Here is a 3,530-nt window from a genome sequence, read left to right as displayed (position 1 = left end):
TAGCCTCAGCGCGGTCAGGCGCTGCGCGGGCGGCGGCCCGTCGCCTTCTTGGCCGCCGCCTTCTTCGCCGCGGCCTTCGTGGCCGGCTGCTTCCTCGCGGCTGCCTTCTTCTTCGGCTTCGGCAGCTCGTGCACCTCGGCCAGCCCGGTGTCCTCGCCGCGGGCCTCCTTCGCCTTCTGCACGGAGGCGTCCAGCGCTGCCATCAGATCGAGGACCTGGGCCGGCTGCTCAGACTCGGGTGCCGCGGGGAGCGGCTTCTGCTGGAACGGAACAAACGCCTTGCCGCGCCGGTCCAGCAGTTGGAGAAGCACCTCTCCCAGGCCCTCGGGGAGGCGGCCTGGGCCGAGTCCAGCCTGGGGCGCCAGCCGATGCCGACCAGCTCCAGCAACGAATCAAGATGCTGGAGCAGAACCTCGCCGACATCCAAGATCAGCTCGATGAACGTGCCGATGAATTGGAGGCTGTCCGAGCGGCCAACCGAGAGCTAACCCGGGCCCTGAACCAGCGCGAAACGTAGGTCTGACGGGCCATGTCCTCGTCGTCTTGACGTGAGCATATGATCGCCAAGCGTGAGCTTTGCTGTTGTCTGACGCGTTGGGGGGAACGGTGCCGGGGAGACATACCACCCAGGTCCTGAGTGTGGCTGCTGCGATCGCGATGTTGTCCGGGTGCGGAGGAGCAGATCGACCAGGGCCGGAGGCCACGACGAAGGTCCCATCGTCGGCTAAAGCCGATGTGGTGCTTGGTAAGGAACAGTTGCGGGTCGTGCTGCCCGGAGCAGCCGATGTGCCCCCGGGATGGAAGGCAGCAAGTTCCTATCTCATAGAGGGCAGCTCGGGTACCGATGGCCGCGTTGCCTTCGGTAGAAGGGGTTATAGCGCGCCAGATCTCAACGGTCACGTCGTTGGGTTCGGGCTTAGATCATTCAGGAGCCGCTCACAGGCCGAGGCCGACTATGGCAAGTGGAAGAGGCGTACTGCCGGCACGCAGCAGGAAGCGGCGCAGATAGACGGTGCGGACACGGCATACACGAGTGTCTATTGCCTCGGCCGGAGCTACTGCAGCAGCTCAATCCAGATGCGAGTGGGCTCCGTCAGCGCATACGTGAACATCAACACTGATGGGCCGCCAGCTGCAGATCCGAAGACGCTCAACTCCGTGGCACGTGCCTTCGTGCTGCGCATCCACCAGGCAGAGCAAGGCCAGAGACCCACGGCGAAGGCCGGCTGAGACTACGGCGGCTGACGAATGCTTCCGCAGGCTGGGCGCCGGGAGCCGCACAGGAGCGCGGCGCTTCACTACACCGATCCGAAAGACGATTGGCTGCCGCGCAGCGGGCGCGGGGCCCCTCGCTCGCTCGATTCAGCGATGGCGCCACACCTGTTGCAACAGATACTGTCGACCGCATCAACGCTGAGCTGCACGGATCAGCGCCAATTGAGAGTCGCAGCACACTCTTCCCCAGAGAACCCATGTCCTCCAGGTGGTACTGGTGAAATCGGATGCTGTGATCTTCGGTCGCGCTCACTACGTTGATCGGCATGGTTATCTAGACCTCGCGCCTGTCTTCGCAGGTCAGACGAACGTGACTGGCTGAGGGACGTAAGATGGGTCTCGTCAACGCAGGGCGTCAACCGAGCACCGGCTGCGGGAGCCTAGGAGCGGGCTGCGAGGCAGCAGCCGACCACTGAGTAATACGGCGCAGGCCCCGGCGAGCGGCAGGACCAGTGCCCCGAGTGCGGCGTCAGCCGCAATCCCGGTGTTGTAGGCGCCGGAGTTGGCCGCGAGGGCGATATCCGTGCGGCCTGGCACGCAGTGCAACATCTCGTTCTGGGCGATTATGAACAGCGGCCCGGGCGCACCGCCCATCAGGACCAAGAACTTCACCGCCGCCATCGGCATGAGTGCGGACCGAGCCCGCCCACCGCTTGCGTGGCCACAGTGGGAGGCGCCAGTGCAACGATGTGCGGCTGGCGATTCGCGTTTGACGCGCATGCCATTAGTCAGGACCGGGAGACCGAGCCGGACGGGTCCGTCGAAACGGGAGGTGCTCTCGACGGTCGTACCGAGCAACGCAGCTGCAGCGACGCCCTTGTTTCGCATGATCTGGTCAGGGTTGACGGCGTTCCCATCCGCGCCACCCGTGCCGGTCTCGTTGTCGGCTGCGGGTGGCCCCTGTGGGGTGTCCTGGCCGTCGGCGGCCTTCTGCGAGGTGTCGCTGGAGGTCGATGTGGCGGAACTGGTATACCGCTCCCGCCTGTCTCAAGATGCCCCGCCTTTCGTGGGCGTCACCCAGGAAACTCATCAAGCGCCAGGGCACGCGCCCCGCCACCGCCAGTTTGATATGCGCCACCAGGAACTCCATCCACACTGAACGGATGAGTCCGAGCACGAGACCAATTTGAAACGTGAATGCGAACGCGAGCGCAATGTCTCCCCCGGACACCTGGCCCCCCCCAGGGGATGAGGAGCACGTACGACAATGCATACATCAGCACGCCCGTGGTCCCGCCCAAGAGCGTAAGAACCCAGAAGGTGCGTCGGTCCCGAGCCAGGACTGTTCCTGGCCCCACTGCCCTCTCCAGGTCGGGGTGCACCGACCGGAGTCCGCTCAGGAGGGCAAACGGGACCACACCGGCAAGCCCGCCGATAAGACCAGCCATAGGTCCAATCTCCAGCCCGGAAGCGGTCCCGAACGCGAACCCGAAGATGAGGCCGAGGGTGAGTCCGCATGTCCGCCAACCGGATCTCTCTCTCCAGCTCCAGTGAAACCCTGAGCTTGGGCTTCTTTCTCCTGATTTTGAGGCAATCAGGGCTGCCACTAGTGCCGATGAAATCCCTACGCAGAGCGAGACAACGAGCCCGGCCACGAAGCCCTCGTAAAGTCCGGCCACGAGACCCCCGGGGAGCCCGCCCATGAGGCTAGCCGTGAGCCCAATCGCCAGCGGCTGTCCAGCGGGGACGGCTTTGTGAAGTTGCCACCAGGCGAAGTTGGGAGTGCCTCCGAGTGTGTGCTGAAGGTGGCTGGCGAGGAAGGTGAGGGTGTGCTGTGCCTTGTGAACGCTCCAGCGTGTGGGGGCGGTAGGCGGCGGGGATGAATGCGGCGAACAGATGGGTGTCGAGGTCCCGGCGGGTGGGATAGCGGGCCTGGTCGAGGAGTTCATCGGGGTCGGGAAGTTCGGCGACCTCTTCGTCGGGGCGGGGGTTGTAGATGGTGCGGGCCAGGAACAGGCCAAGCGGGGTGCTCAGAGCCTCGGAGGCCGAGGTGTCGGAACTCAGCGCAACGGTGACCCGTCTCCAGCGGGCTGCGGCCGGGGTGTCGGCGCCTCCGGCATCGCGCTCCAAGTAGGCAGCCGCTTTCGCGGGATCCAGGGGCAGCAGGCGGATTCCTGCCGCTCCATTCAGAAGCACACTGGTCCCGGATGGAGCGGTAAGGGCGCTGCGGTATTCGGCGGTGCGGCTGGAGAGCACGAGCGGTTGCCCTGCGTGGAGTGCCTGGTTGATGGCATGCAGGGCCCGGGCGCCCATGG

The 3,530-nt window shown here is 65.3% G+C and carries 1 protein-coding gene and 1 pseudogene; both read right to left on the bottom strand.

Annotated elements, in window-relative coordinates:
- Positions 1-14: 14 nt before the first annotated feature.
- A complete protein-coding gene (locus AQI95_RS44090) occupies positions 15-311 on the bottom strand; it encodes a hypothetical protein (protein ID WP_067137129.1) in 297 nt (98 codons plus the stop codon).
- Positions 312-2,922: 2,611 nt separating this feature from the next.
- Positions 2,923-3,530, bottom strand: a pseudogene (locus AQI95_RS48630) (hypothetical protein); the annotation flags it as partial.

This window comes from Streptomyces yokosukanensis (genome assembly GCF_001514035.1).
Lineage (GTDB): Bacteria > Actinomycetota > Actinomycetes > Streptomycetales > Streptomycetaceae > Streptomyces > Streptomyces yokosukanensis.
Note: the sequence above shows the minus strand (reverse complement) of the source record. Positions and strands in the feature narration are given on the sequence as shown.